The sequence below is a fragment of the Grimontia sp. NTOU-MAR1 genome (genome assembly GCF_035758505.1).
GTDB lineage: Bacteria > Pseudomonadota > Gammaproteobacteria > Enterobacterales > Vibrionaceae > Enterovibrio > Enterovibrio marinus.
The window spans coordinates 3,471,882-3,494,768 of the sequence record NZ_CP142108.1; the positions used below are offsets into that span (position 1 = coordinate 3,471,882).

The window sequence follows — 22,887 nt, forward strand, 5'->3', positions numbered from 1 at the left end:
GTTTGATAACTACTGGTACCGAAAATTTCGGCTGCCGCCGCAAAGAATGGGATTTGTGGTTCGTTTGTAAAGGGGATGAAAAAGTGAACAAGTCGCAGTTAATTGATAAAATTGCAGAAAATGCTGATCTGTCTAAAGCATCAGCAGGTCGCGCTCTAGATGCACTGATTGAAGCTGTATCAGACAGCCTGAAAGAAGGCGACCAAGTCGCGCTGGTTGGTTTCGGTACTTTCTCAGTTCGTGAGCGTTCAGCACGTACTGGCCGTAACCCTCAAACTGGTGCGGAAATCAAGATTGCAGCTGCTAAAGTCCCAGGCTTTAAAGCTGGTAAAGCTCTGAAAGACGCGGTTAACTAACCTTAAACGTCTCGTTTTGCTCTTTGTCGCAGCAGTCCTAGTTTTAAGCTGTAAAGTATGCGACATCAGCGTATAATCAGGCTCAATCAGAGTGTAAAGGCGCATCTCTCGATGCGCTTTTTTAGTTTTAGAACCAACCTTCTTGCACCTTCAGGTTGATTGGTTTATACCGAAACAACTCCTCTTGATAAGAATTGACTGTGTACACGAATGTGTATCGGCCATTTGCTGTGCAAGAGAGGGTATGTGAAAGACGAACGTTTCAATAAGCAGGAGTGACGGCGCGTTATGATGGAGCGACTACGCGAAGGCGTAAACAGCATCGCGGTTAAGATCATCTTAGGCCTTATTATCTTTTCCTTTGTTTTCGCTGGTGTTGGCGGCTACTTGGCAGGTGGCACGGTAGTACCTGCTGCGACAGTGGGTGATCAAGAAATTAGCCGCAATCAATTCGAGCAAGCTTACCAAAATGAGCGTGCACAGATGCAAGCACAGGCCGGTGACTTCTTCTCTACTCTGTTGGGTGACCCGAACTACCTGGCACAATTCCGCCGCAATGTACTGGACCGTATGGTGAATCAGGCGCTGCTGGATCAGGAAGCCAAGGACCTCGGTCTACGAGTCAGTGATGCACAAATCAAACAGTCTATTCGTGATATGCCAGCATTCCGTGGCGCAACAGGCTTGTTTGACAACGATTTGTATCTGGCAGCACTTCGCCGTAACGGTCTAACACCTGATCAGTTTGCGGAGTATGTACGTCAGGATCTGGTTCGCGAGCAGTTTGTTAATGCACTGATCAGCAGTGAATTCGCATTGGAAGGTGAACTTGAGTCCCTTTATAAGCTCGAAGGTCAAACGCGCATGGTTCGCACACTGACTTTGCCTCTGGCTGATTTTGCTGAAAAAGCGGATATCACCGAAGAGCAGAAACAGGCTTACTACGAGCAAAACCCGTCTCAATTTGTTCGCCCAGAACAATTTAAGATTGCCTATGTTGAGTTGTCTGGTGAAGGCATCGCTGACGTTGCTGATGTAACGGAAGAAGAAGCGCAAACTTACTACGATGCCAACAAAGCAAACTATGGTACTGCTGAGCAGCGTAAAGTCAGTCACATTATGATTCAGGGTGACGACGATGCGGCAAAAGAAAAAGCAGAAGCGGTACTTGTTGAGCTGAAAGGCGGTGCAGACTTCGCTGAACTGGCGAAAACCCGCTCTGATGATACCTTCAGTGCCGAACAAGGTGGTGAACTGGACTGGTTCGACAAAGGTGTGATGGATCCTGCGTTTGAAGAAGCGTCATTTGGGCTGGAGAACAAAGGCGATGTTTCTGACGTGGTTAAGTCTGATTTTGGTTTCCACATCATTAAGTTGGATGACGTGAAGCCATCGGATGCTAAACCTTTTGCTGAAGTTCGTGATGAAATCATGGCTCAACTGAAACAAAATCACGCGGTAGAGAAGTTTTATTCCCTTTCGAACGAGCTGGCTGAAAAAGCATTTGAAATGCCAGACAACTTGGAAGATGCCGCTGAGTCAGTCAATGCGAAAGTTGAGAGAACAGATTTCGTGTCTCTGTCTGAACTGCAAGGTGCACTGGCTAACCCATTGGTTGCCCAGGCGCTGCAACAACCAGAGGTGCGTGAAGACGGCCTGAACTCTGACATCATCGAAATTGCCCCAGAGCATGTTGTGGTGGTTCGTGTCGACGAAGTTCGCCCTGAAACGGTACTGCCTTTTGCTGAGGTAGAAGCTCAGGTAACAGAGCAACTGAAGCGTCAGGAAGGCGAAAAAGCCGCTGAAGCGTTGGCAAATACACTGGTTGCTGAACTAAGCGACGGCAACGACGCAGGTCTGAATGCTTCAGGTTACGCGTTTGGCGAAGAAGTAGAGCTGGCGCGCGTTTCTCCTGAGCGTGAAACAGTAGAGCTGGCATTTACCATGAAAACGCCGGTAGAAGGCAAAGCGGAATACGGCTTTACCCGTAACGTCAATGGTGATGTGTTGGTAGTGGCGCTTGATTCAGTGAAAGAGCCTGCGACTGAAGAAATCAGCCTACAAAGCCAGATGGCAGAGCGAGTGGCGCGTAGCACAGCGAACATCGATCTGGAGTCTGTTATCGCGCAGTTGAAAGAAAACACTGAAGTGACTTACACACTGGATGCTGTTGAGCAATAAATCAATCCAACTTGATTTGATTGCCAAGCGACTGTAATTGATAAGTTGCATCAACGGGGGACTTTACGTCCCCCGTCGTTTTTTTATCCCTTCCAATGGCATGTCTCAAGCCGATCTGTATCTTTGTGAAACATTTTAAACAACACAATGGAAACAGATATGAAATCAATTCTATCGGCAATCTTTTTTGCCATCACACTGATACTTTCGCCTTTGGCATCAGCTCAGGATGGTGCGCTGGTTGCACCAGCAGAAGTGAATATTAACACCGCTGAAGTCGAAGAGCTCGACAAGTATTTGGATGGTGTTGGGAAAGCAAAAGCCCAAGCGATCGTAGATTACCGAAACACCAATGGTGCATTTGAATCGGCAGATGATCTGAAAGGCGTGAAGGGTATTGGCGATTCAATTGTTGAGAAGAACCGCGACCGCATCGTGCTCTGATCTCAACAGGCCCTAGTATCCTTATTGGTGTTTGCTGGGGAGCACGTTCTCCCCAATTTTCGCTATCCACGATTATACCCACAACCTGAAGATGCTCTCATTCAGAGGCATTTTCAGGTTGTGTGTGTATAGGGCTTGAGAAATTCGGCTGACGACAACAGAATGAGTAAAGAACTGTTCTAATGACATCAAGGAAGCCATGAGTCAGAAAACAAGCCATTTCTTTGCCCATCTCGCGCGTATGAAGCTTATTTATCGCTGGCCGCTGATGCGCAATGTCTCTAATGAAAACATCTCCGAGCACAGCCTTCAGGTGGCGTTTGTCGCCCATGCGCTGGCACTGATAGAAAATAAGAAGTTTGGTGGGCAATACTCGCCAGAGCGTGTCGCCCTTCTTGCCATGTTTCATGACTGCAGTGAAGTGCTGACAGGTGATCTGCCAACACCTATTAAGTACTTCAATCCAGCCATTGCGGATGAATACAAAAAGATTGAGCGTGTTGCGGAAGACAAATTGGTTGGCATGTTGCCGGAAGAGTTCCGGGAAGACTACAGGTCGCTTATCGATAGCGAGGCCATCGATGACGATGATTATCGTTTGGTGAAACAAGCTGATGCGATTTGTGCCTATTTAAAATGCCTCGAGGAACTTTCTGCGGGGAACCACGAATTTCAGCAGGCGAAACGTCGTTTGGAAACAACCATGAGTGAGAGGGGTAGCAAAGCGACCGAATATTTCATGACGACCTTTGCCCCAAGCTTTGAGCTTTCTCTGGATGAAATCAGCGATGACTGAACTGACACTTTCACTGGAATGGGAAGCGCGGCTTGCCGAAGAAAACAAAAAGCGTCGCAACGACAAGCGTTCTGTGTTCCAGCGTGATCGTGCCCGGATTCTCCATTCCGCAGCGTTCCGACGTCTTCAGGCAAAAACGCAGGTACTTGGCGCGGAACATAGCGAGTTTTACCGTACGCGCCTGACGCATTCGCTCGAAGTGTCACAAATAGGTACCGGTATTCTTGCCCAAATCAAAGAGAAACAGCCCGAGTTTCGCGATATTTTGCCTTCCACCAGTCTGATGGAGAGTTTGTGTCTGGCTCATGACATTGGCCATCCTCCTTACGGTCATGGTGGTGAAATTGCGCTGAATTATATGATGCGTAACGACGGCGGCTTTGAGGGAAATGCTCAGACCTTCCGTATCGTTACCTTGCTCGAACCCTATACCGAACACGACGGTATGAATCTCGCCCGTCGCACCTTACTAGGGTTATTGAAATACCCGGCGCCAATTGCTTCTGTAAAGCGTTTGGTGCTACCACCGGATGTGATGGAGTTTCGTCATCTGAAAGCCTCGGAGTGGCATCCTGCAAAAGGTATCTATCAGGACGACCTGGATAGGTTTAACTGGGTATTGGATGGCATGTCTGAAACCGATGATACTCTGTTTACTTCACTGAGAATGGCACCAACGCAAGACCAACATGGCCGTACCCGTTATAAATCGCTGGATTGTTCGATCATGGAGCTGGCGGATGACATTGCTTACGGCGTTCATGATCTCGAAGATGCCATTGTGATGGGTATTGTTCACCGCGACCAATGGCAGGAAGCAGTAGCCAGCAAACTGGCGGAGTGCGGTGATCCTTGGCTGGAAGAGAACATTGGGCATTTGAGCGATCAAATGTTCGGTCCGCATTATGAACGAAAAGATGCTATCGGTGCATTGGTCAACACTCTGCTGACATCCATTGCGATTGAGCCTTCTGTGCAGGACGGTGTGAACCGCTTTGATGATCCCTTGCTTCAATGGAACGCCAAGCTGACGGATATCATGGATACGGTATTGTCAGTGCTGAAAGCCTTTGTCAGTGAGTTTGTGGTACAGAAACCAGAACTTCAGGTGGTTGAATACAAAGGTCAGCAACTGGTGATGGAACTTTTTGATGCGTTTGATGCCGATCCACAAAGGTTGCTACCTGTTGCGATTCGCGCCCAATGGCAACAGGAAATAGCCGAAGGAAAAAGCGGTCGCCGCACCATCGCGGATTACATATCCGGGATGACAGATGGTTATGCGCAAAGGCTTCACGCGACCATGTTTACCGCATCAAGTCACGGACCACTGTATCCGATTCGATAGATTTTAGGTCCTAGGGAAAGAAGATCCTAGGAAGAGCAAAGAGCGGTCCTAGATCCTAGATAAAGCAAAAGCTTGACGTCGTAGCTGCAACTTTAAAATCTTTGTAGGACCCTAGGACCCTAGGACCCTAGGACCCTAGGACCCTAGGACCCTAGGACCCTAGGACCCTAGGACCCTAGGACCCTAGGACCCTAGGACCTATCTTTCCCCCCATAATGCCGCTCAAACACACCGGGCGGCATTTGTTTTATCTGAAACTCAATCATTTCATTGAAAGCATTCATTAGCGGCTTGAAAGGTTCGCTGTCGCCCGCCATCGCTGACAGGGCGTAGAAGCCGGCCTCGACGGTTGAAAGGCCACCGTCGATTGGGGATTTTCGTATGCGGTAATTTCCGCTCTGGATATCATCCAGCTTCACGCAAGGAAGTGCCTGCAGGTTTTTGGAGAGCTGATACATTTTAAAGGCTTTTCGCCAGGTACCGTCGAGCAGAATCAAACCGCGGCGTTTGCCAGTGTCAACGTGCCAGTCCCTAATCGGCTCAGATGTTTCAGCTGGGTAGAGCAGGGTATAATGAACATCGCTGTCCAGAAGTTCATTAAGCTCATCATTGTCACTGAAGTCTTCTCCTACGATGAGTCGACAGTTAGGGAGCGACAGGGAAAGAATACGCGCCGTACCGATGGGCTGCTTAACCTCTGAAGGGTGCTGGAGGACGATCACAGGCATATCACTTTCAATCTTCTGGATGAAAGGGCAGATGCAGGCTTTGTTGGCTTTTCCGCACTGCGGACAATATCGACTGGCTTTCTGGTTCATGACCACGGTACGCTATAACTTACTAATATCACGAAGCTTGGAGCACATATTGGCTCATCTTAGGTTTGTTGGCTTGCTTGCCATCATCATACTGATTGCCCAAATTCCTATCATTCACCAACTCATGGTGTGGGATCGCACAGATATTCTTGCTGGGCAGTGGTGGCGAATCGTAACAGGAAACCTGACGCACACCAATTTTATCCATCTTGCCATGAACCTGACAGGGCTGGTGGTACTCACTTTTCTTCATCGCGAATACTATGGCAGCCGAAGCCTTATTCCCATGATTTGGGTGATGATGGTCGTGATAGGCGCGGTCATGTTCGTCAGTCCTTTTGATTGGTACGCTGGGCTATCAGGTGTCTTACATGGCTTGTTTGTTTGGGGTGTGGTGCGGGATATCCAGAACAAAGTACCTCTGGGATGGATTATGCTTGCAGGTGTGATAGTAAAACTCGGATATGAAGCTTATACGGGCGGAGATGCAATGACTGCGGATTTGATAGAAGCAGGTGTTGCCTATCAGGCGCATGTGGCAGGCGCGTTAGTTGGGATAGCTTTTGCGCTGGTATGGAAAGAAGGTCCTGGGCAGAGCGGTCCTAGATCCTAGGGAAATCAAAAGCTTGACGTCTTAGCTACGACTTTAAAATCTCTATAGGACCCTAGGACCCTAGGACCCTAGGACCCTAGGACCCTAGGACCTATTATCTTACTGACGATACGTCGACAGGAATCTCTCGAAACGGCCAATCGCCATTTCCAAATCATCCACACGCGGAAGTGTCACGATACGGAAGTGATCCGGTTTGTGCCAGTTAAAACCCGTACCATGAACCATCAACACTTTTTCCTGCAGCAAGAAGTCCAGCATCATTTTTTCGTCGTTATGGATGCTGTATTTCTTGGTGTCGATTTTTGGGAACAGGTACAGCGCACCTTTTGGTTTCACACAACTGATACCAGGAATTTGGTTTAGCAGTTCCCATGCCTTATCACGTTGTTCCAGCAAACGGCCACCTGGCAGAATCAGTTCATTGATACTCTGGTAACCACCCAACGCGGTTTGGATTGCATGCTGCATCGGCACGTTTGCACACAAACGCATTGACGCCAGCATCTCCAAGCCTGCGATATAGCTTTTCGCCAGATGGCGGGGGCCTGACAGGATCATCCAGCCAGAGCGGAAGCCACACACGCGATAGGATTTCGACAGGCCACTGAAGGTTACGCAGAACACATCCGGTGCCAATGGCGCCATAGAATGGTGTTGAGCACCGTCATACAAGATCTTGTCGTAGATTTCATCGGCGAAAATGATCAGGTTGTTCTGACGGGCGATTTCCGCAATCTCTAATAGGAAATCACGGCTGTAAACCGAACCCGTTGGGTTATTTGGGTTGATCAGCACGATACCTTTGGTATTTGGCGTGATCTTAGCTTTGATGTCATCCAGATCTGGATACCAGTCCGATTCTTCATCACACATGTAGTGAACGGGTTTGCCGCCAGACAGTGATACTGCCGCTGTCCACAGTGGGTAGTCAGGAGAAGGTACCAAGAGTTCGTCGCCACCGTTCAGCAGCGCCTGCATTGCCATTACGATCAGTTCTGAGACACCGTTACCGAGGTAAACGTCCTCAACATCCAAATCCAGCATGCCGCGTTTTTGGTAGTGCTGAACCACCGCTTTACGCGCCGAGTAAATTCCTTTGGAATCACAATAACCCTGAGAAGTTGGCAGGTTTCGGATCACGTCTACCAGAATTTCATCTGGTGCGTCGAAACCAAATGGTGCTGGGTTGCCGATGTTCAATTTTAGAATTTTGTGGCCTTCTTCTTCGAGGCGTTTTGCCTCTTTCATCACTGGGCCACGTATGTCGTAACAAACGTTGTCCAGCTTGGTCGACATCCCGATTTCTTGCATCTTGGTTCCTGAGCTTAAAAATTGCTGTTTTGCAGTAAATTACACTAATAAAAGTCGATTTATAAGTAGTCAATAGTAAGAAATGGCGAAAACACCCAAAATCAGTGATTAAATCCTAAGTATGGGTGTTTTGTTCTGTTGAAGGTGAGTTTCGTCACAATTGATAGTGTCTTAGTCCTAATTATCAAAAGGAAATGTTGGTAAAAATCGGATGGATGAGCGCACGTGATTCCCCGTTTTATAGGCTGCTACAAGTTATTTGGCCTTCCAGAGTGGTCGTAGCAAGTAAAAATGGCTGGGGATTAATTTTTTTAAAAGTAGCACGTGAAATTGATCTAGATGAAAGCAATGAATGCAAAGGTCATCGTAGCATTGAGGAGGAATGATTGTTTTCTTAGCCACACCGCGAGTGCCTCGAAGCATCAACTTCTGGGAACTTGAACATTTACCCACAAGAACTATTGCGTGTGGGCCGTGGCTTTAAGCGAGGTTAGTTTGACAAATTTGCGGCAAGCTATTGATAGACTGATAAAATCCCTTTTAACGGTATCACCATTACCGCCTCAGCTATCTGAGCCATTTTGTTGGTCGATGAATACTGATCCGCTGGATTGGTTTCACTCGCAGCCCTTGTTCCCTAAATTCTACTGGCAAACCCGGGATGGTAAAGAACAGGTATTGGCACTTGGACAGGTTAAAACATTTTCTGAACCTGCCTGTGCAGAGCGTCAACTCGCTAAAGGCCAGCGAATTTGGGGCGGGCGGTCGTTCGATGGACGGACAGAGCGCGACCAACGTTGTCTCAAGTCTTTCTTTTTCCTTCCCCAGATCGAGATAGTTTGCCGTGATGGACAGTGGTTCATCACGCTGAACGTTTGCGATGACCTATTAAAAATTCGCGCCACATTATCCAAATTGATCAGCCAGTCCCAACCGCTATCCCATCCGGACTGTGAAGTACTGGCAACTCAGCATCAGCCAGAGTTTAAACAATGGTCAACCATGATGAGGAATGCTCTGTCGTCGATTGAAACAACTGATCTTCAGAAAGTGGTATTGGCACGTAAGACGACACTGGAGCTCGACAGAGCTTTGCCGGCTGCCAGCCTGCTGAAAGCCTCTCTCGACAGTAATAAGTCAAACTTTCACTTTCTACTGGCGCTGGATGAAAAGCACTGCTTTGTTGGTTCGACGCCAGAGCGTCTATTCTGGCGAAACGGCGACGAGCTATATACCGAAGCATTGGCAGGCACCATAGGTCGCGGTAAAGACTCCGAGGAGGACCTATCGCTGGCGAACTGGCTGCTCAATGACAGCAAGAATATCTATGAGAACCGTCTGGTTGTTGATGACATTACGCAACGGCTTATACCCCATAGCGAGCAATTGGATGTGGAAGTCACGCCACATTTAGTGCGCCTTCGTAATGTGCAGCACTTAAAGCGCGATATTGAGGCGAGTTTGGTCGCTGATGTACTTTCTTCTACTTTGCTGGATTTATTACAGCCAACTGCAGCTGTGGCTGGGTTGCCCCGCGAGAGAGCGGTGGATTTTATCGTCGAGAATGAACCTTTCGCTCGTGGATGGTACAGCGGCTCAGTGGGTTACCTCAGCGCTGAGCAAAGTGAATTCTGTGTGGCGATCCGAAGTGCTCTGGTTGTTGATAACAAAGTCCATCTTTTTGCGGGCGCCGGTATCGTGCCGGGCTCTGTGGCGGAGAGTGAGTGGAAAGAACTCGACCGGAAAATGGCGACACTTCGAAATCTCTTGGGTCCTTCACCGGAAAAACAATTGGAGAAAAAAGCCGGATGAAGCCTTCAATCATCAACCGTATCTGGGCGCGACTGATTTTGATGTCAGTGCAACGTGCGGGTGTGAAAGACATTTGTATTGCTCCGGGCTCGCGCTCAACACCGCTAACGCTGGAAGCGGAAAGACTTCAAAGCCTTGATTCCTCCATTCGCCTGCATACCCATTTTGATGAACGCGGGTTGGGATTTTTGGCGCTGGGATTGGCGAAAGCCTCTGACAAACCCGTTGCCGTGATTGTCACGTCAGGTACAGCGGTAGCGAATTTGCTGCCAGCTGTGGCAGAAAGCCGTTTAACCCGCGAAAAGCTGGTGCTTCTGACTGCCGATCGTCCGCCTGAGCTTATTCAATGTGGCGCTAATCAGGCAATCAGCCAGCAGGACATTTTCAGCGAGCACGCAGAAGTGACGAGTTTCTTGCCGTCACCCACAGAACAAATCTCGCCAGCTTGGTTATTGTCGACAGTGTCAGAGGGGCTGCATCGTCAGTCAGAACTGGGCGGGAGTTATCATATCAACTGTCCATTCCCTGAACCTTTATACGGGGAAATGGAAGACGTTTCGTCCTACCTTGAGCCAGTACGAATCTGGCTGGAGAGTGATGAGCCTTACTTGTCCTTCATGCCTTCACGCGAAGATTTAAGTCAGCCTTTGCGCGATTGGGCTCAGCTCCAGCACCAAAAAGGCGTGTTAGTGGTGGGTAAGGCCTCTTTACGTGAGCGCCAAGCCATTGAACTGCTAGCGCAGAAGCTTCAATGGCCTATTTTCTGTGATCCTCAAGCGAGCCAAGGCTCTGCATTTGCCGGTTTTGATGTTTGGTTGCAAAACCCCACGTGTGCCGAAGTGCTAAAACAGGCTGATGTTATCGTTCAATTTGGTAGCCGTTTGGTATCAAAACGCCTAGGCCAATTCATCAACCAGTTTGAGGGTAACTACTGGTTGGTAGAGAAACATCCAGGAAGGCTGGATCCCAGTCATCGAGGCGGTTTGCGCATCAATGCGTCATTGGCTGATATGGCGCTGGCATTGACGGAAATCACCCGTGATGCCGAACAAGCACGTTGGGCTGATGCATTGGTTGTGGCGAGCCAACAATATTTTGAGCAATTGGCGGCTTTCAACGGTTTGTCTGATGAATCGCTGTCAGAAGTCTCGTTAGCTGCTGACTTCAGCCATTGGCTTTCGGAACAGAGCGACCTCTTTATTGGAAACAGCATGGCGATCCGCCTGTTGGACATGTGTAGTCAACTGCCAGAAAAAGCCGTGTTTGCCAATCGCGGTGCATCGGGCATCGATGGTCTGATTGCCACGGCTTCAGGCGTTCAGCGCGAAAGACAGCGTCCGATGGCAATGCTGATGGGGGACACTTCCGCGCTCTACGATCTTAACAGCCTCGCGTTACTGGCTAACAATCCGCTGCCATTTGTGCTGATCATCATCAACAATGATGGCGGAGGCATTTTCGATATGCTTCCGGTGCCGGATGCGAACAAAGAAACTTACTATCGCATGCCGCATGGTGTTGATTTCTCCCACGCAGCCGCGATGTTTGGGCTCAATTATGTGTGCCCTTCATCGCTGGAAACCGCGCGATCACAATGCATCGATGCGCAGTCTACGCCGGGAACAACGGTGATTGAACTCAAGACTCGGGCGGGCGAGTGCGGCAAGGCACTTAAAGCACTGTTTAGTGAAATTGCCAATGCAGAACTGCTCTGAAAGATTGAGCTATTCCCTCCAAGGGCAGGCGGACAAACCTGCCCTTGTATTCCTTCATGGCCTGCTTGGTGACCATAGGGATTGGCAGCCTGTCATCGAAGAGCTTTCCAAAGAATATCTGTGTCTTGCTATCGATTTGCCGGGGCACGGCGGCAGCCAACATTTCGAAGCGGTCGGCTTTGAAGATACCTGCAACAAAGTGATAGCAACGATCAGTGAGACATTGTCTTCACCTTTCTGGCTGGTGGGCTATTCGCTGGGCGCACGCATTGCTATGTATCTAGCTACCCATTGCTCATGTTCTCGCGGGGTGACCAGCGTACCTTTCGCTGGGCTCATTATCGAAAATGGGCATCCAGGTTTACCTGAACCCGAGAGAGTGGCAAGACGTGAACATGATGAAAAATGGGCGGTGCGTTTTGAAAATGAGCCCATTGTTGATGTGCTTGAAGATTGGTACCAACAACCAGTGTTTTCCTCACTAAATCATGCGCAAAGACAAAGTTTGATCGTTAAGCGCAGTGATAACCTCGGTACAAAAGTGGCAAGCATGCTGCGTGCTACATCCTTATCCCAACAGGATTTTCTGGGCGATTTGCTTAGAACGTTGCCAGCAAAGGTGCACTACCTGTGTGGCGAGAAGGACAATAGGTTTCTGGCATTGGCGATGCATTCGGGGCTGTCTTATTCCATTGTCCCAGACGCCGGCCACAACATTCATGCAGAGCAGCCTTTGCTGTATTGCCAGTCGATTAAGCGGCTGATTGAACCTCATTAATTCAATAATTTAAATGGTAATGCTATGGCTAGAACAACAGGTTTAACCGAACAGGAACTGTATGCACTAGTGGTGTGGAATGATTGCTCTGAAGGCTATGAAGACATCCTTTTTGAAAAATCGGAAGACGGTATCGCGCGAATCACCATCAACCGTCCTGAAGTACGTAATGCATTCCGCCCTCAAACAGTGAAAGAGATGATCAAAGCGCTGGCCGATGCACGATACGACGAAAAAGTGGGTGTGATCGTGCTGCGTGGTCAGGGTGAGCATGCATTCTGTTCCGGTGGTGACCAGAGGATCCGTGGCGACTACGGCGGCTACCGTGACGATGAAGGCACACACCACTTGAACGTGCTGGACTTCCAACGCCAAATCCGTACCTGTCCTAAGCCTGTGATTGCTTCCGTGGCAGGATACGCTGTGGGTGGTGGTCATGTGCTTCACATGATGTGTGACCTGACGATCGCAGCGGATAACGCGCAATTTGGTCAGACTGGCCCGAAAGTCGGTTCTTTCGACGGCGGCTGGGGTGCATCTTACATGGCGCGTATCGTCGGTCAGAAGAAAGCCCGCGAGATCTGGTTTCTTTGTCGTTTTTACGATGCGCAAGAAGCCGTGGATATGGGTCTGGTTAACCACGTTGTGCCTTACGCAGAGCTTGAGCGTGAAACTGCACGTTGGTGTCGTGAAGTGCTTCAGCACAGCCCAATGGCGCTGCGCTGCCTGAAAGCGGCACTAAATGCGGACTGTGATGGTCAGGCGGGTCTGCAAGAGTTGGCGGGTAACGCGACCATGTTGTTCTACATGACCGAAGAAGGTCAGGAAGGCCGCAACGCTTTCAATGAAAAACGTCGCCCAGACTTCGACAAATTCCCACGTAACCCATAACAGGGCGGGAAGATGAAGCAAGCAACGTTTTACCGTTATTCGTTGCCGATGGACAGTGGTGTGATTTTGCGCCACACCCGTCTGGCGCAGCGAGACGGTTTAATTGTCGAACTTAAAGATGGTGAGAAAGTGGGCAGAGGCGAAATTGCGCCTTTGCCGGAATTCAGTGCTGAAACCATCGAGCAAGCACAAACTCAGATTGAGCTTTGTTTAGCGCAGTGGATGGAAGGCGGCGAAATAGATTGGGACTCGCTCTATCCTTCGGTTGCGTTCGGTTTATCCGTCGCACTGGCGGAACTTGATGGTGAAATCCCCGCTGAAGGAAATTTCCTCACTGCGCCCTTGTGTAGCGGCGATCCGGATGAGCTGGTTGAAAAGCTTGCAGAATTGCCGGGCGAGAAAGTGGCGAAAATTAAGGTGGGCCTTTACGAGCCGATTCGTGATGGCATGGTGGTGAATATGTTTCTGGAAATCCTTCCAGATTTGCGCCTTCGACTGGATGCCAACCGCCAGTGGACAACGGAAAAAGCAGCGCAGTTTGCCAATTATGTGAATCCCACTTTCCGTTCCCGTATCGCCTTTTTAGAAGAACCTTGCCAGACGCCCGAGCAAAGCCTCGAATTCAGTAAAGAAACCGGCATTGCCATTGCGTGGGATGAGACCCTACGCGATGAAGGCTTTTCGTTAGAATGCAAAACCGGATTATCTGCAATTGTGATTAAACCAACCTTAGTGGGCTCACTTCAGACGGTGAAAACATTGGTTGAACAGGCACATACCATGGGGTTGGAAGCGGTGATCAGCTCCAGTATTGAATCCAGTTTTGGCCTCAACACACTGGCGCGCATCGCCCAATGGCTAACGCCAGAAAGCGTTCCGGGGCTCGATACAGTCTCATTGTTTGGTGAGCAGTTAGAGCAAGCGTGGCCAGGCTGTGAGTTACCAATGAAAACACTGACTGACTGTGAAGTAGTATGGCAGGCGCACCAATAAGCTTCGACACTTGGCCCTGGCTTTACTGGGGTGAGGTTAAACCCCAACATACCGCTTTATTTCTGGAAGGCGAGGTTATTAGCTGGCAGCGCCTTGTTTCAGATATAGGCAGTATGCCGTTGCTGCCCAAACCGCATAGTCGCTACTTAGCCATCCTCTCTCAAAATGATTACCAAACCCTTTTGGTTATCCTCGCTGCCTGGCAACAAGGCTTGAAAACGCTGCTGATCAATCCGGCTTTCTCTCAAGCACTCCAGAAAGAAGTGCTCGAGAAAGCGGCGATTGAGATGGTTATTGATCCGCACACCGTTTTTCCTTCAACTGAGTCGCAACAGTGTGTAGTCGTGCCATTTGATACCAATGACATCCTGACCCTTGTGCTGACTTCTGGCTCAACGGGGACACCGAAAGCGGTCACTCACAATGCCAATGCCCATATGACAAGTGCCAGCGGATTGTTTTCATTGATGCCGTTTGGTGAAAGTGATTGCTGGCTTCTCTCTCTACCGATTTTTCATATTTCCGGTCTTGCCATTATCTGGCGGTGGTTACAACGTGGAGCAGCGCTGAAGATTGCAAACACCAAAGGTGATGCGTTGCGCTCGGCTTTGGAAGGTGTGACGCACGCTTCTCTGGTACCGACGCAATTGCAGCGATTGATGCAAGGAGAGCGTCCTTCTTCATTAACATCCGTGCTTTTGGGCGGTGCAGTGATCTCCCAAGCGCTGGTGGACGAAGCAGAAACAAAAGGTATTGGCTGTTGGTGTGGTTATGGGATGACAGAAATGGCATCAACTATCTCGGCAAAGCGGGCGGATAGACGTTTCTCTGTAGGTAGCCCGCTTCCGCATCGCGAACTTATGCTTTCCAGCCTCGGGGAAATCATGGTGAAAGGAGAAACCCTTTCATCGGGTTACCTGATTGGCGGAAAGTTGGAGCCTTTGTCGGACGGATGGTTTGCGACTAAAGATAAAGGTGAATGGGTAGAGGGCGAGCTTCATATTCTTGGCCGTTTGGATAACATGTTTATCTGTGGCGGCGAGAATGTGCAGCCGGAAAGTATTGAAAGGGTGCTTTCAGTCTTTGAAGGCGTAAAGCAATTGTTTATTTTGCCAGTTGCTGATGAGAAATGGGGGCAGGTCCCCGTTGCTTTGGTGATGGGCAATGTTAATCAAGGTGACTTTCTTGCTTATGCCAGCTCGTTGCTGCCGCCCCATCAGGTGCCTAAAACCGTGTACTCGATACCGAAGCATTTGCTTGATGTCGGGATAAAAATCTCCCGCCGCGTGTTAGCTGATTGGCTGGCTAAGGAAAAGATGGCTCAACGATAATCGGATCTTAGCGCTTTCACATCATCGAACAGCCGATCGCATCTTGCATCTTCTGGCTGAACTGGACTTCCTGCCTCGACTTCCACTTTTGACCAAAACCGTTTTGGTAATTTGAGCAGGGCGCGACCACCTTCCCGGCTAAAGTAGCTTCCCCATAAACCTTTTAGTGCCATGGGTATCACGGGAACCGGTGATTGCTTCAAAATCAGATCAATACCACGTTTGAATGGCTGCATGTCACCATCAGACGTGAGCTGGCCTTCTGGGAAAATACACACTACTTCGCCGTCACTGAGCTGATTTTTCACTTCCTTTAGCGCACAACGTATGGAGCCGCTAGTGAGTTTGATAGGAATAACGCGGCTGGCACGGAAGAAATAGTTCAGGACGGGTAGGTGGTAGTAATCTTCGTCCATCACAAAACGAATAGGGCGCGGACAAGCGCCTGCCAGAATCAGGGCATCGACATAGCTGACATGGTTACATACCAGTAATGCGCCGCCTTCTTTTGGAATATTCTGGAGGTTTTTGTGTGTCACGCGATAGAAGCTGTGGCTTAAGAACCAAATAACAAAGCGTAAAGCGAACAGTGGAACCTGCTTGCCCACATAGAGGGTGACAACGAGATTCAGCAGGGCCAGCACGAGGAAAAAATCAGGGATACTCAAGCCGACAACACCTAGCAGCACCATGGCGAGAATCGCACTGGTGACCATAAACAAGGCGTTGTATATGTTATTAGCGGCGATGACCTGTGAGCGCTCACTATCTTCTGAGCGTGCCTGCATCATGGAATACAGGGGAACAATGAAAATACCCCCGAAAATACCAATCAACAGTAAATCAACAAACACCCACCACAGTGACGGGTCGGCAATAAATTCTACAAAGCTTGCAGCAGTTGAAGGCGCTGCAGGCGTCGAGACCATCAGGTGGATACCAAAAATGGTCAAACCCATTGCGCCAATTGGCACGATACCGGGTTCAATACGATGGCCTGAAAGCTTGTCACAAAGTAGTGAGCCGACAGCAATCCCGACGGAGAAAAGCGTCAGCAGGAAGGAAACGGTTGCTTCATTACCGCCAAGGTGAAGCTTGGCGAAATTCGGGAATTGCGTGAGGTAGCTTGCACCCAGAAACCAAAACCAACTGATCCCAAGAATCGACTGCAGCACAACTCTATCTTTACGGGCAATCGCCAGCGTGGTTTTCATTTGTCGGATAGGAGAGAAACTGACTTTGAGAGAAGGGTCGCCAGCAGCCACCTCAGGAATAGAACGGGCGCTCAGATAACCGAGCAAGGCAAACACCACCACAGAGATAGCAGCAATATCTCTTGCACCATCCATATTCGCGATGACACCCGCCACCATGGTACCTAGCAAAATCGCAAGGAACGTACCGGTTTCAACCAAAGCATTACCCGAAACCAATTCCTGGGGTTTCAGGGTTTGCGGCAGCAAGGCGTATTTAACAGGGCCAAAAAACGCTGACTGTGTTCCCATCAAGAAGAGAAGAACCAAGAGCGCCATATAGCTTTCGTAGATAAAAGCAATGGCAGCGAGACTCATGATGCCGATTTCAAGCAATTTGACGCCACGAATAAATCCCGATTTTTCGAATTTATCCGCGAGTTCCCCGGCAAAAGCAGAGAACAAAAAGAAGGGGAGGATGAACAACCCGGCAGCAAGATTGATAAAAAGGTCTGTACTAATCCCGATAACACCGGGACCGGCAAAGGCAACAAGGATCAACAGGACATTTTTATAAACGTTGTCATTGAATGCGCCGAGTGCCTGGGTGATAAAGTAGGGCAGAAAACGTCGCTGTTTCAGAAGCCCGGTCTGGCTTGTCATTCTTTCTTTCCCGGCTATTAAGCGTCAGTCCAGCTCTTCAGGTAGCCTGTCAGTAGGTTATCAATAAGCTCTGCACCATTGACAGGCACTGAGGTGAAGAACTTGTCGTCAACTGCGAGCAGCGTGATGCCATGAACTCCCGCCCAGAGTACGCGGCTTGCCTCTACCACTTCCTCTTCACTCTTTGCCGGAGAAAGTTGTTTAAGCAAGCTTTCCAGCATACCTGTCATGCTCTGGATACGATCGCTCTGCCAGTCAGGAAGCTTGTCGCCCTTCATGCTGTGCTCGAAGACCAACTGCCAGCGATAAGGATTTTTTGATGCAAACTCGAGGTAAAGGTGCGCGAGGGTAAACAAGGCTTCACGGCAGTTAGAGGTGCCAGTTAGCTTTTGTTGAGCCTGATGACGTAAGTCATCAAGAGTACGTGCCACAACATGCAGCAGCAGAATATTATAACTGCCAAAGACATTGACCAATGTACTGGGTACATAGCCGATTTGAGCAGCGACTTTTCGTAAACTCAAAGCATGATAAGGCTGGTTGTTCAAGTACTCTTCAACGCAATTAAGCGTCATTTCTACCAGCTCTTCGCGGCTATGGTCATTTCTGCGTGCCATTACTTTTACTGCAAATAGTGAACAATGTTCGATATTTTAGGAGTGGGGTCTGGAAAGGGCAAGTTACAAGCCTCTCAGTTTAGATATGAGCACTTTACTGAGAGGCATCGAAGACAAACTTTAGCTGAAGCGCTCAGCATTTTTGATAGACACTTGGTCGTTGAGCGTCCAGAAATCGTAAATGACACCGATAAGGAAAAACCCGGCGGTAAAAAGGTAAAGAATGCCAGTCAGCCATTTCCCCATATACATGCGGTGAATACCGAATACGCCGAGGAAAGTCAGCAAAATCCAAGCAACAGAATAATCTACTTGTCCGCTGTTGAAGCGGAGGTCTGCTTCACGGTCCATTGAGGGAATCAAGAACAGGTCTATCAGCCATCCGATACCTAGTAGTCCAAATGTGAAGAGCCAGATCGTTCCCGTTACTGGTTTACCATAATAGAAACGGTGTGCACCGAGAAAGCCAAAGATCCACAAAATGTATCCAACGACTTTACTGTGTGTATCATTCATCGCATCAACCTTTAATTTTGTTACACCCAAACAATCTGAATGCGAGCATCTTTGGGTTTATTTCCTCTCTATGAATATGGACTGCATTGTAAGGCAATTGTTCATCTAGGATCGCCATCTCCTCAAAGGTTTACCTCATTGTTCTCAAAAATTCGCCAAAAAGGAGAAATCTTGCTCGCAGTTACGTATAGCCATTTAGAGAAAATTTAAACGATTGGTAACATTTTCGCCCGCAACAGGGTTTGACTTTCCGTGCTGCTGACATAGCATGGAGTTACCTTACGCTTGTTGCGTTATTTGACATTGAAACAAAAGGTTTGCAATGAAACGCTTTTTTACTCTGTTCGCGCTGATGTTCGTGATGGTGGTATCCGCACCACATGCTGAGGCGAAGAAGTTCGGTGGTGGTAAGTCTTTCGGCAAAAGCTTCAAGACGGCGCCAGCGCCAAAATCACAACCTACTAACACCAACTCTATCAATAAGCAAAACGATCCTGCGGCAGCAGCGAAGTCGTCATCTAAGAAAGGCTTGATGGGTGGCTTGCTGGGCGGTCTGTTGGCTGGTGGCTTGATTGCAGCCATGTTTGGTGGTGCGTTTGAAGGTTTCCAAATGATGGACTTCCTTATTGTCGCAATCATCGCATTCGTGCTGTTTAAGATCTTTAAGAGCATGATGGCGGCCAAGAGTGGTTCGATGAACCGACCAAATCAACAGGCTTACGCTGGTGGACAAGAGCCGCAAAACAAAGGTTACTACCACGAGGAACAGCAGCCTCAGTTCCGTGAGTCAGCGGCGACATCTTCGACGGGTGGTTTTGGTGCAGTGAATACCGATGTACCGTTCAACTTCCCGCCGAACTTCGATATGGCAGGTTTTGTAAACGGTGCCCGTGAGCACTACCGTATTCTGCAAGGTGCATGGAATCACAACCAGCTTGAAACCATTCAGGAATATGTGACGCCTGAACTATATAACGATCTTGCTGAAGAACGCCGTAAGCTGGAAGGCGAGCAGCATACTGAAGTGATGTATGTAGACGCGGAAATCGTGCGAGCTGATTACGACAGCAAACGCGCGCAACTGAGTTTGCAGTTCAGTGGCCGCTACACTGACCGTCAGGAAGGTGTTGAAGAAGACATTACGGATATTTGGCATCTTGAACGTGATATGACGCAACCAAATGCGCCTTGGTTGATTGTTGGTATTCAAGCCTAATGATTTAGCAAAAATCCCCCTGATCTAGAGCAGTCCAAGTGGCTGCTCTTTTTTTGTTCATCATTATTGAACAATCACTTCAATGATTCACGTTAGCTTATTTGTTGATTCGCAGTTACATTGGCGGAAACGACTTTGAACAAATATCGAGAAACAATAACGTGGAACGCTTTAGAACTCCCGCCCATCTTCTTGTTGCGATGGCCTTTATCATGGCTATGGCTTTTTCTGTCTGGAACGTATTACTCAACAATTTTGTGGTAGAAAAAGCCGCGTTTACCGGTAGAGAAATCGGCATGCTGCAAAGTCTGCGTGAAGTCCCAGGTTTTCTGGCGTTCACCGCAATTTATCTCTTGTTATTTATTAAAGAGCAGCGCTTTGCCTTGCTGTTTCTGGCGGTGATGTGTCTCGGTGTTGCCGTGACAGGTTGGTTTCCAACGGTATGGGGACTGTATTTGACGACGATTGTGATGTCGATTGGCTTTCACTATTTCGAAACCGTCAACCAGTCACTGACTTTACAGTGGATAGATAAAGACAAAAGCGCGCACTTTATGGGACAGGTTCTGGCCTGGAAGGGGGCGGCAAGCCTTATCGCTTACGCTGCAGTTTGGCTGTTAATGGAGTGGATGGCGGTTAGCTATAACATCGTGTACATGCTGTTTGGCTTTGTCAGCTTGGTGGCGGTGCTCGCACTGTGGGCCGTTTTCCCTTCTTTTGAGAGCCCGCATGCTCAGACCCGTAAGCTAATTCTTCGCAAAAGATATTGGCTTTATTACGGCCTGACTTTCCTTAGTGGTGCCCGTCGTCAGATCTTTGTCGTATTTGCTGGCTTCATGATGGTTGAGAAGTTCGGTTATTCCGTGGGTGATGTGAGTCTTCTGTTCATTGTCAACTACCTCTTCAACATGCTGTTTGCGGCAAAAATTGGTGCTTGGATTGGCAAGGTTGGTGAGCGTCGTGCACTGACCGTGGAATATGTCGGACTTGCGTGTGTGTTTACTGGCTATGCCTATGTGGAAAGTGCCACGATGGCGGGTGTGTTATACGTGGTAGACCACCTGTTCTTTGCCATGGCCATTGCGATTAAAACCTACTTCCAGAAGATTGCCGATCCGGAAGACATTGCTTCCACAGCGGGTGTGAGTTTTACCATCAACCATATTGCGGCGGTGGTTATCCCTGCAGCGTTGGGCGTGGTGTGGTTGTATTCTCCAACAACAGTCTTCTTAGTTGGCACCGGCCTTGCCTTAGGGTCACTGACTTTGTCGCGAATGGTGCCTTTGGCGCCAGAATCAGGCAATGAAGTCAGTTTCTTAGGTCGAAAACGGGCTCAGGATGTGGCGTGAATCAAACTCCTGTCTATTTGTCGCTGCATAATGGTGCTTATCGATCAGTTCTTGATCTCGGCACAAATTCTATGTGGCACGACCAACTATATTCAAGGGTATCGAAACACGGATAAATGTTGGAGGTGCTATGCCATTTACTTCTGAACTGGTCGACGAAATGAACGTCCTGGTGAAGTTTTCTCGTTCTTCTGATCTCATGGGTATCAAGGTTCACAGCGATGCGGATCCTGATATTGTGGCTGCAACAGAACGCCTTTATGACAAAAAGCTGATCACAGCAAAAGATGGTGGTTACTTAACTTCGATTGGTCGAGATGCGGTTGAGCATGCGAAAGAAGCGCTGCGCATTTTAAGATCGCACCCTGAATAAACCGGAACACTTAAAAAAAAGGAAAGGGAGCCCATCGGCTCCCTTTTTTGATGTTGTGTTTTTTGGGTCTGTTGACGTTTGGTATTAGATTACCAAACGTCTTTGTCGATCTGCTTGTCCAGTTTCGGGAACTTGGTGCGGTCGAACGTCGGCTTTTTGCCTTCTTTACGCTGGGTTTCATAGTCTTTAAGCAGCGCGAACACGATGCCAGACAGCGCAAGGATTGCCACAAGGTTGATGAGAGCCATCATACCCATCGACAGGTCTGCAAATGCCCAAACCGTCGGTAAGTCAACAACAGCACCGATCACTACCATTGCCAGCACAGCAACACGGTAGACATTGATCGCTTTTTTGCTTTTGAAGATGTACTCGATGTTTGATTCACCGTATGAGTAGTTGGCAATCAGCGAGGTGAATGCAAACAGGAGGATAGCGATAGCAATAAAGCCTGCACCCCATGCGCCCACTTCTTCAACCAGAGCCGCTTGAGTCAGCGCAATGCCGGTGATACCGCTGTCAGTGTCCAGCATACCTGAGAGTAGGATGATAGATGCGGTTGCAGTACAGATAACGATGGTGTCGATAAACACGCCCAACATTTGTACATAGCCTTGCGCCACTGGGTGGTTAGGGCGGGTGGTTGCTGTTGCCGCTGCGTTAGGCGCAGAACCCATACCGGCTTCGTTTGAGAACAGACCGCGTTTGATACCTTGCATCATGGCTGCACCAATCGCACCGCCTGCTGCTTGCTCAAAACCAAGCGCACTGCCGATGATGGTGCCGAAAACGTCAGGAAGCAGTGTGATGTTAATACCGATAACGTAGAAGGCTACAACGAGGTAACCGATCGCCATAAATGGTACGATCAGCTCTGCTACTTTGGCGACAGAACGCATACCACCAAAGATGATAGGTGCTGTTGCCAGCGCCAGAATCACACCTACCCAAGTGTTATCAGTGCCGAAAGCGGTGTTCATCGCTGCAGCGATAGAGTTTGACTGTACGCCGTTGAATGCCAGACCAAACGCGATGATCAAACAGATAGCAAAGGCGATACCCAACCAGCGCTGACCCAAACCCTTTTCAATGTAGTAAGCCGGACCGCCGCGGAAGGTGTTGTCTTTGTGATTGATTTTGTATGCCTGTGCCAGTGTCGATTCTACAAAGCTGGTAGACATACCCACCAGTGCAGTAATCCACATCCAGAACACTGCGCCAGGGCCACCAAGATAAATCGCCACGGCTACGCCTGCCATGTTACCTGTACCTACACGAGCGGCGAGACTGGTGCTGAATGCCTGGAATGATGAGATACCACCGTCGGCGCCTTCACGGCTACCTTTGATGAGCTCAAACATGTGCCCGAAAGAGCGGAATTGGAGGAAACCGGTGCGGAAAGTGAAGTAAAGACCGGCGCCGATCAACAGGTAAATAAGCACGCTTCCCCACAACAAGCCATTCCCGGCGTCGACAAAGGAAACGAATAGTTCTTTTAGTTCCGTCATATACAAACTCTACTGTCGTCAAATTTAAAGTGGCAGTTGAGTGAGAAGGAGGAGACAAGGGA

General features: G+C 48.9%; 21 protein-coding genes. 15 read left to right on the forward strand and 6 right to left on the reverse strand.

All coding sequences use genetic code 11. The annotated features are described in order from the left end of the window. Positions 1 to 83: 83 nt before the first annotated feature. The 5 genes from hupB to VP504_RS16155 all read left to right on the forward strand — a co-directional run bounded on the left by hupB (position 84) and on the right by VP504_RS16155 (position 5,125). The gene (hupB, locus tag VP504_RS16135) at positions 84 to 356 is read left to right on the forward strand and encodes a nucleoid-associated protein HU-beta (protein ID WP_062705075.1); all 273 of its coding nucleotides are present in this window, start codon (positions 84 to 86) and stop codon (positions 354 to 356) included. 288 nt (positions 357 to 644) lie between these two features. Beyond that, the gene (gene ppiD / locus VP504_RS16140; RefSeq protein ID WP_325892056.1) at positions 645 to 2,537 is read left to right on the forward strand and encodes a peptidylprolyl isomerase; all 1,893 of its coding nucleotides are present in this window, start codon (positions 645 to 647) and stop codon (positions 2,535 to 2,537) included. Positions 2,538 to 2,696: 159 nt separating this feature from the next. Then, positions 2,697 to 2,981, forward strand: a complete 285-nt coding sequence (locus VP504_RS16145) for a ComEA family DNA-binding protein (RefSeq protein WP_062704759.1) — start codon at positions 2,697 to 2,699, stop codon at positions 2,979 to 2,981. Positions 2,982 to 3,180: 199 nt separating this feature from the next. After that, the gene (yfbR, locus tag VP504_RS16150) at positions 3,181 to 3,777 is read left to right on the forward strand and encodes a 5'-deoxynucleotidase (protein WP_325892057.1); all 597 of its coding nucleotides are present in this window, start codon (positions 3,181 to 3,183) and stop codon (positions 3,775 to 3,777) included. Beyond that, complete coding sequence (locus VP504_RS16155; RefSeq protein ID WP_325892058.1) at positions 3,770 to 5,125, forward strand: anti-phage deoxyguanosine triphosphatase; 1,356 nt, start codon at positions 3,770 to 3,772, stop codon at positions 5,123 to 5,125. The genes yfbR and VP504_RS16155 overlap by 8 nt, the downstream gene beginning before the upstream one ends. A gap of 191 nt (positions 5,126 to 5,316) precedes the next feature. Here the strand turns inward: VP504_RS16155 and VP504_RS16160 are convergent, their stop codons facing one another. Then, positions 5,317 to 5,943: a tRNA-uridine aminocarboxypropyltransferase gene (locus tag VP504_RS16160; RefSeq protein ID WP_062704765.1), complete on the reverse strand. Its 627-nt coding sequence runs from the start codon at positions 5,941 to 5,943 to the stop codon at positions 5,317 to 5,319. Positions 5,944 to 5,992: 49 nt separating this feature from the next. Here VP504_RS16160 and rrtA point away from each other — a divergent pair, with 49 nt between their 5' ends. Next, complete coding sequence (gene rrtA / locus VP504_RS16165; protein WP_325892059.1) at positions 5,993 to 6,556, forward strand: rhombosortase; 564 nt, start codon at positions 5,993 to 5,995, stop codon at positions 6,554 to 6,556. A gap of 99 nt (positions 6,557 to 6,655) precedes the next feature. Here rrtA and VP504_RS16170 read toward each other — a convergent pair whose 3' ends face one another. After that, complete coding sequence (locus tag VP504_RS16170; protein ID WP_062704769.1) at positions 6,656 to 7,870, reverse strand: pyridoxal phosphate-dependent aminotransferase; 1,215 nt, start codon at positions 7,868 to 7,870, stop codon at positions 6,656 to 6,658. Between the two features lie 495 nt (positions 7,871 to 8,365). Here VP504_RS16170 and VP504_RS16175 point away from each other — a divergent pair, with 495 nt between their 5' ends. From VP504_RS16175 to menE, 6 genes are read left to right on the forward strand one after another with little or no spacing between them, the layout of a single operon-like run. Then, positions 8,366 to 9,682 (forward strand): isochorismate synthase, encoded by a 1,317-nt coding sequence (locus tag VP504_RS16175; protein WP_325892060.1) that lies wholly within the window; start codon positions 8,366 to 8,368, stop codon positions 9,680 to 9,682. After that, positions 9,679 to 11,397 (forward strand): 2-succinyl-5-enolpyruvyl-6-hydroxy-3-cyclohexene-1-carboxylic-acid synthase, encoded by a 1,719-nt coding sequence (gene menD, locus VP504_RS16180; RefSeq protein WP_325892061.1) that lies wholly within the window; start codon positions 9,679 to 9,681, stop codon positions 11,395 to 11,397. Before VP504_RS16175 ends, menD begins: the two co-directional genes overlap by 4 nt. Next, the gene (gene menH, locus VP504_RS16185; protein WP_325892062.1) at positions 11,381 to 12,175 is read left to right on the forward strand and encodes a 2-succinyl-6-hydroxy-2,4-cyclohexadiene-1-carboxylate synthase; all 795 of its coding nucleotides are present in this window, start codon (positions 11,381 to 11,383) and stop codon (positions 12,173 to 12,175) included. The genes menD and menH overlap by 17 nt, the downstream gene beginning before the upstream one ends. Before the next feature lie 24 nt (positions 12,176 to 12,199). Further along, entirely contained in the window at positions 12,200 to 13,066 is an 867-nt protein-coding gene (menB, locus tag VP504_RS16190) for a 1,4-dihydroxy-2-naphthoyl-CoA synthase (RefSeq protein WP_325892063.1), read from the forward strand. 12 nt (positions 13,067 to 13,078) lie between these two features. Next, on the forward strand, positions 13,079 to 14,059 hold the full coding sequence (gene menC / locus VP504_RS16195; protein ID WP_325892064.1) for an o-succinylbenzoate synthase: 981 nt from the start codon (positions 13,079 to 13,081) through the stop codon (positions 14,057 to 14,059). Beyond that, positions 14,041 to 15,390, forward strand: coding sequence for an o-succinylbenzoate--CoA ligase (gene menE / locus VP504_RS16200; RefSeq protein ID WP_325892065.1), 1,350 nt, complete (start codon positions 14,041 to 14,043; stop codon positions 15,388 to 15,390). Before menC ends, menE begins: the two co-directional genes overlap by 19 nt. Here the strand turns inward: menE and VP504_RS16205 are convergent. The 3 genes from VP504_RS16205 to VP504_RS16215 all read right to left on the reverse strand — a co-directional run bounded on the left by VP504_RS16205 (position 15,381) and on the right by VP504_RS16215 (position 18,379). After that, positions 15,381 to 17,246 (reverse strand): MFS transporter, encoded by a 1,866-nt coding sequence (locus VP504_RS16205; RefSeq protein WP_325892066.1) that lies wholly within the window; start codon positions 17,244 to 17,246, stop codon positions 15,381 to 15,383. The genes menE and VP504_RS16205 overlap by 10 nt on opposite strands. 17 nt (positions 17,247 to 17,263) lie before the next feature. Continuing rightward, entirely contained in the window at positions 17,264 to 17,863 is a 600-nt protein-coding gene (locus VP504_RS16210) for a TetR/AcrR family transcriptional regulator (RefSeq protein ID WP_062704785.1), read from the reverse strand. A gap of 120 nt (positions 17,864 to 17,983) precedes the next feature. Further along, positions 17,984 to 18,379, reverse strand: a complete 396-nt coding sequence (locus VP504_RS16215; RefSeq protein WP_062704787.1) for an NINE protein — start codon at positions 18,377 to 18,379, stop codon at positions 17,984 to 17,986. A 322-nt stretch (positions 18,380 to 18,701) separates the two neighbouring features. On the opposite strand from VP504_RS16215, the gene VP504_RS16220 reads away from it, so the two are divergent. The 3 genes from VP504_RS16220 (at position 18,702) to VP504_RS16230 (ending at position 21,317) form a co-directional block, all read left to right on the forward strand. Then, on the forward strand, positions 18,702 to 19,595 hold the full coding sequence (locus VP504_RS16220; RefSeq protein WP_325892067.1) for a Tim44 domain-containing protein: 894 nt from the start codon (positions 18,702 to 18,704) through the stop codon (positions 19,593 to 19,595). A 161-nt stretch (positions 19,596 to 19,756) separates the two neighbouring features. Next, the gene (locus tag VP504_RS16225; RefSeq protein WP_325892068.1) at positions 19,757 to 20,944 is read left to right on the forward strand and encodes an MFS transporter; all 1,188 of its coding nucleotides are present in this window, start codon (positions 19,757 to 19,759) and stop codon (positions 20,942 to 20,944) included. Between the two features lie 130 nt (positions 20,945 to 21,074). Then, the gene (locus tag VP504_RS16230) at positions 21,075 to 21,317 is read left to right on the forward strand and encodes a TIGR02647 family protein (protein ID WP_062704791.1); all 243 of its coding nucleotides are present in this window, start codon (positions 21,075 to 21,077) and stop codon (positions 21,315 to 21,317) included. An 89-nt stretch (positions 21,318 to 21,406) separates the two neighbouring features. Here the strand turns inward: VP504_RS16230 and VP504_RS16235 are convergent, their stop codons facing one another. Beyond that, positions 21,407 to 22,825 (reverse strand): alanine/glycine:cation symporter family protein, encoded by a 1,419-nt coding sequence (locus tag VP504_RS16235; protein ID WP_062704793.1) that lies wholly within the window; start codon positions 22,823 to 22,825, stop codon positions 21,407 to 21,409. Positions 22,826 to 22,887: the final 62 nt, after the last annotated feature.